Source organism: Frankia sp. CpI1-P, from assembly GCF_001421075.1.
Taxonomy (GTDB): Bacteria; Actinomycetota; Actinomycetes; order Frankiales; family Frankiaceae; genus Frankia; species Frankia torreyi.
In genome coordinates, this window is sequence record NZ_LJJX01000057.1 from 34524 (window position 1) to 40523 (window position 6000).

A 6000-nucleotide genomic window follows, 5' to 3' on the forward strand; every position below is an offset into this window, starting at 1 on the left:
GCGGTTCCTGCGGGCGCTGGACCTGGCCGCCCAGGAACGCCTCAACATCCTCGACGCCGCCGACGGCGACAGCCGGTCCCGGCCGAAGCCTGTCGAGCGGCCCGCCGCCCTTGCCCTACCCGCCGCCGAGCAGACAGCCGCGAAGGAGATCAGCCGATGAGCGCCGACCAGGTCGACAGCATCACCGAAGCGGCCCGGCTCGCCCGCCAGGCCCTCGACGGCGTTCCCTTCGCCTGGAACCCGAAAGGTGCCGGGGAGGTGCAGAGCGCCGCTCTCGCGTCCATCGCACTGTCCCTGTCGATCCTCGCCGCCCATGTCACCGCCGCCGCCGAGCAGGTGACCCGATGAGCACCGAAGAGCCGCTGTTCACCGCCGCCCAGCTCGAGCCGACCGCCGAGGAACTGGCCAAGGCACGCGCCCGGGTCGCCGGCAGGGACAGGGCGGGCACCCATCTGATCGCCTCGTCGGCTCTGTGCGTCCACATGCCCGCCCTGATCGGCGCCCTGACCATGCCGTACAGCGTCGAGTTCGCCGCCCGCAGCATCCGAGCCCTGATCGCTGCCGCCCGCGCCGTCGAGGAACGCCTCGACGAGTTGGACGCCGAGTTGGATGCCCGGCTCGCCGAGTTGGACGCCCAGAACAGCACCGCTACCGGCCGGCCGAGTGACGTCCGATGAGCGCGGACCAGGGCCGGCCGTGGCCGACCCTCCCCGACCCGGACGGTGACCCCCGCCGCTGGATTGTGATCGTCGACGGTCGGAAGAGCGGGGGCCGCTGATGTCCCGTTTCGCCCGGGTCCGCTGGCTGCGCTGCGACCGCTGCGGCGCCTCCTACACGTCCGAACGGGGCCACCCCAACTGCCCGCGGCCCATCCGGTTCGTCGTTCGCCGCACCATCCGAAAGGAAGGAACCCGATGAGCCGCGTGACCCGCACGACGGTGGAAACCCGGATGCGGACCCGCACCGACCTGATCACCTCGATGCNGGCCGAAGCCGCCCGCTCGGATGGGCAGGTCGGGATCGTCATGGCCGGTGCGACCGCCGCCGCCGGGTTCCTGGTGACGTCCTGGTCGCCGGGCAGCCTGCCGGTCACGGTCGCGGTGCTGTGGTGGATCGGGATGGCCGCCACCGGCGCCGGCATCGCCGCGCTGGGCGGCAGCTTGTGCCCGTCGATTCCGCGGGAGACCGGCGTGCCGGCGGCGGCGTTCCACTGCTGGCATGCCGTCCGCGCCGCCCGCGCCGGGGTGCTGACCGCGGTGCTGGACCGCACGCCGGTCGACATCGACGCCGCCGACCGGCAGACCGAGGGCCTGGCCGCGGTCGTCGCCATCAAGTGGGCCCGTAACCGCACCGGTCTGCGTCTGCTCGGCGTGGCCCTGGTCGCGTTCGCGGCGGCCGGGATCACCGGTCAGGTGGTGGCGGCATGAAATACAAGATCGAAACGGAGGAGTACACCGACAGCCACACCGTCGATGGGGTGAGCGCACCGGTCACCCGCAGCCGCCAGGTCNCCGTGCCCGTTCTCCCGCGGGACCTTGACGTGCTGGCCGCCCGCGCCGTCGTCGCCCTGGTCCTCGTGCTCACCACGGTCTCGATCACCTGGTCGACGGTGTCCATCGCCCATCTGCTCCGGGGGACGTGGACCGCGTATCTCGCCGGTGGGGTGTTCGACCTGGCGTGGTGCGCGGCGTTGGGGATGGCGTTCATGGTCCGGTTCCGCCCGGACCGCCGGGCGATCGTCGACCGGGTCGGCTGGGCGCTGCTCGCGGTGACCGTGACCGCGATCGGTATGGAGGGCTACCGGTCCGGTGGGCTGGCTGTCGCCGCGATCGGCGCGTCGGTCAGCGTCGCCGCCAAGGCCCTGTGGTGGACGTTGGGCAGGGTGACCCGGCCGGAACTGTCCCCGGACGATGCGCAGTGGGTCGCCGCGCAGATCTCCACGGCCAGCGCGCAACTCGCCGTCGCCTCGGTCCGCCGCCAGGTCGCCCGCGCCCAGGACCGGGCGGCCGCCGAGCTGCTGGCGATGGAAGCGTCACGGCGGCCGCCGCACGGCACCGTCGACGTGCACGCCACCCCGAACATCCCCGCCGCCCCGGCTGCCATCCCCGCCCCCGAGGTGCTGCCCGCCCCGGCGGTGGCCGTCGCCCCGGACACGACGCCCAGCATCGCCGAGAAGACCCCTGTGGCCGCCCTGGAAGCACCCGACCAGGCACCCGGGAGAACAGCACCGGACCAGGCGAAACGGCTATCCCCGGGGCACCCCGGGGCGCGCCCCAACCGGGGTGTTGCGATCCCCCCCGCCGCCCGGGGCACGGCCGCCCCGGCACGGTCGGACAGCGAACTGCTCGACGCCCTCGACGCGCTCGGTGAGGCGGCCGCCGGCCTGTCGATTCGCGGCGCCGCAACCCATCTGGGTGTCGGTCAGGTCCGCGCCAAAAGGTTGCTGTCCGAGCACGCCGCACGCCGCCAGCCGCTGTCACTGGTGAAGGACGAGGCGGCGGGATGAGCGGCGACGTCCGCGGCGACCTTCGACGGCTCCGCTGGTATGTCGCGATCGGCCTGGGTCTGCTCGCCGCCGTCGTCCTGGCCCTGCGCGTGGTGGGCCTGGTCGTCGCGGTCGTCGTCACCACCGCCGAACGGGTTGATGTCGCCGCCGCTACCGCGGCCGGTATCCGCCCCCTCGGCGCCTCCACCTGGCTTCTTCCCGCTGACATGCCGGTCCCCGGCTGGACCCCGAGAGGAGACGACGACCGATGAGCACCGAGTACGCCGAGCCGGGACGCGGGGGCACGGTCGTGGCCGGCCCGTGGACACCGACCGTCGAACCCGCCGACACCGTCGAGGTTGCGGAACCGGCCCCGGTGGCGGCAGGCGAAGTCCTCCCCGCCGCCCGGCCGGCGCCGCTGCCCGCCCGCACCCGCATCGCCGACCCGATCCGCCTGCCCGCCTGGGTAACCAGCCGCACCGTCGCACGGNCCACCGCCCGGCACAGCGCCCGGGTCGCCGGACGGGTCGCGGTCCGCTCGACGTGGCGGGCCCCCGAAGCAGTCGCCCGCGGAAGCTGGCGCGCCGGCCGGTTCTGGTGGTCCTGGGTCAACGCCGAAGACCTCGCCGTCGAACTCCGCGACGCCGACAGCGGCAAGCTCGGCAAGGACGTGTTCGTCGTCCGTGACCATCGGAAGGTCCGCTGGTACATCACCGGCAGCGCCCTCGGTGGCACCGGCATCGCCGAAGCCATCGGCGCGGTCATGGCCGGCGAGTGGGTGCCGGCACTGTCCGGGGTGGTGGCGATCAGCGCCGCCGGGATCGCCGGCCGCCGCCGCCGGGCAGCCGGCGCGCCGCTGGTGGCCGGCATCGAACGGGAGACCAAAGCCGACCTGGCACCCGCCCATCTGAACGATGCGTTCCGCGCCGCCGGTCTGCTCCGTGGCGCGGACAGCAGCCTCGTGCTCCGCGCGCCGATCGTCCGCGACCGGCTGGACCGCGGATGGGAAACCCTCATCGACCTGCCCCGTGGCGGCGGGAAGACCGCCGCCGACGCGATCGGGAAGTTGCCGACGATCGCCGCGGAACTCAGCGTCGACGAAATCCAACTGGTGATGCGCAGGGTCCGCGCCCACGAGGGAGGCCACGGCCGGCGGCTGTCGCTGTGGATCGCCGACGACGACCCGTACATCGGCAAGCCCACCCCGTCGCTGCTGATCGACGTCGAACGGTTCGACTTCTGGAAGGCCGTGCCGTTCGGGCAGGACGCCCGCGGCAACCGCATCGACATCCTGCTGCTCTGGCAGTCGGCGTTCTTCGGCGGTCTGCCCCGGCGGGGGAAGACGTTCTCCATGCGGCTGCTCGTCGCCGCCGCCGTCCTCGACCCGTGGACTCAGCTTTGGCTGGCTGACGGGAAGGGCGGCGCCGACTTCCGCGCCGTCGCCCAGGTCGCCCACCGGTACGTCTCCGGCGCCGACCCGGATGATCTCGAAGCGTTCGAGGCGATGCTCGACGCGCTGATCAGCGAGATGTCCCGCCGGTTCGCGCTGCTCGCGAGCCTGCCGTCATCGGTGTGCCCGGAAGGGAAACTCACCCCGCAGATCATGCGTCGATACAACCTGCCACTGATCCCGTTCGTGATCGACGAACTTCAGGAGTACTTCGAGGCCGTCGAGGAAGAGAAGGACCGGCAGCGGATCATCGGGAAGCTCGCGCGGGTCGCCCGCCGCGGCCCGGCCGCCGGGATCATGCCCGTCTACGCGAGCCAGCGGCCCGACGCCAAGTCGGTGCCGACGAAGCTCCGCGAGATCGTCACCTACCGGTACTCCACACAGGTCACAGACAAAACCAGCTCGGACATGGTCCTCGGCGACGGGAAAGCGAAAGCCGGCGCGGACGCCTCGATCCTGTCCGAGGAACACAAGGGCGTCGGGGTGCTGGTCACCGGGCCGGCGTCGTTCGTCACCGTCAAAGCCGACCTGTTGGACAACCCTGAGTTCGAAGTGATCTGCCAGCGTGGCCGTGCCCTGCGCCTGGCCGAAGGCACCCTGACCGGGCAGGCATGCGGGGACATCGGCGCCGCCGCCACCCAGACCGGCTACACCATCCCGCAGATCATCGGCGACGTCATGGAGGCGTTCGGACAACGGTCCCGGATGTGGACCGAAGACCTCCTGCCCGCGCTGGTGAACATCGACGAGGACACCTACGGCGAGTGGGACAGCACCAAGCTCGCCGCGGAACTCGACGACGCCGGCGTCGTCCGCACGATGAAGCAAGTGAAGATCAACGGTGAGAACCGGGCCGGCTGGCTACTCCGCGACATCGAAGGCGCCATCCCCCCCGAAGTCCTCGCCGCCCGCCCGGTAGAGGGGGCCCCATCTACCCCGCCGGCCGGCTGACCCCCCGCTACCCACACCGACCCGCAGGCCCAGACGTAGAGGGCCCCCACTACCCCGGTAGCGGGCCCGGTAGAGCCCTCTGACCTGCGAAGTAGAGCCGGTAGAGGGGTCCAGACCCCACAGCGCACCACCCCCGCCAGGGCCGTCCTGGCGGCATCCCGAGAGGAGACACCCGATGGGCAAGAAGAAGATCAGCGGCAGTCCGACGGACGCCGTCGAGGCGGTGCAGGCGTTGGGCGGCCTGATCTCTCCGGACATGGCCACCTGCGTCATCTGCGGGCCGTCGTGCCGCTGCGCCGAGGTCGAGTTCGGCTCCGACGAGTACTTCGCCCGCCTCGACCGGGTTCACGGCCGGACCGACACCGCTAGCGGTGGCCGCTGATGGCCGGCGACCTCACCCGGGACCAGGTCGACGCGGTCATCACCTCAATCCTGGAGGGCCTCGACCGCAACGGCTACCGGGAAGCCGTACTCGCCGACGTCGACCCGGCCAAGCTGCCCGCCGTCCTCGCCGCCGAAGCCCGCGGCCGGCAGGACATGAAGGCCCGCGGCTACGAGTACCGCGGACGGCGGGGCCGGCGATGACCGCCGTCTGCCCGCGGTGCCGCGGACCCCGGATGGTCGGACATGGCCGCGGCCGCGGGCCGTGCCCTGCCTGCAACGCCACCGCTGGTGGTGTCGGCGACCAGGTGGCCGGCGTCGCGCAACGGGCACTCGACGGGCTGATCGGCCGCCGCCGCGACGTCGACGGCCGGCAGACCACCACCAGGGCGCACCGGTTGGCGACCGAGACGACGACGACTAGTAGACCGTCGCTGTTTAGTTCTGGGGTGTGGCAGGCTGGTGTTGGCAGATCTTCCTCGTCCCCTCTGCCGGTCAGGACAAGTCATGCCGTCACAGAAGAAGCGGCCGGTCACCTTGACCGCGGCCGATCGTGAAGCGTTGGTTCGGGTCACCACCACGGGTGTGCATCCGGCCTCGATGATCAGGCGGGCGCAGGTGCTGCTCGCGTTGGACACCTCGACCGGCGAGGTTGATCCTGTCGAGGTGATCGCGGCACGGCTGGGTGTCTCGGGTGAGACGCTGCGGCTGGTCGCCAAGCGGTTCGCCGAGA

At 72.1% G+C, this 6000-nt stretch carries 5 protein-coding genes and 2 pseudogenes; all 7 read left to right on the top strand.

The genetic code is table 11. The features are described 5' to 3' along the window. The first annotated feature begins 156 nt into the window (after positions 1–156). Positions 157–348 (top strand): hypothetical protein, encoded by a 192-nt coding sequence (locus FF86_RS26215; protein WP_044887807.1) that lies wholly within the window; start codon positions 157–159, stop codon positions 346–348. After that, positions 345–677, top strand: a complete 333-nt coding sequence (locus FF86_RS26220; protein WP_044887806.1) for a hypothetical protein — start codon at positions 345–347, stop codon at positions 675–677. Before FF86_RS26215 ends, FF86_RS26220 begins: the two co-directional genes overlap by 4 nt. A 1825-nt stretch (positions 678–2502) precedes the next feature. After that, complete coding sequence (locus FF86_RS26235) at positions 2503–2757, top strand: hypothetical protein (protein WP_044887803.1); 255 nt, start codon at positions 2503–2505, stop codon at positions 2755–2757. Further along, a pseudogene (locus FF86_RS58080) lies at positions 2754–2975 on the top strand (hypothetical protein); the annotation flags it as partial. The gene FF86_RS26235 and the pseudogene FF86_RS58080, both read left to right, overlap by 4 nt. 2086 nt (positions 2976–5061) lie before the next feature. After that, positions 5062–5268, top strand: coding sequence for a hypothetical protein (locus tag FF86_RS26245; protein ID WP_044887801.1), 207 nt, complete (start codon positions 5062–5064; stop codon positions 5266–5268). Further along, positions 5268–5471: a hypothetical protein gene (locus FF86_RS26250; RefSeq protein WP_044887800.1), complete on the top strand. Its 204-nt coding sequence runs from the start codon at positions 5268–5270 to the stop codon at positions 5469–5471. Before FF86_RS26245 ends, FF86_RS26250 begins: the two co-directional genes overlap by 1 nt. A 303-nt stretch (positions 5472–5774) precedes the next feature. Continuing rightward, positions 5775–6000: pseudogene (locus tag FF86_RS26255) on the top strand (helix-turn-helix domain-containing protein); the annotation flags it as partial.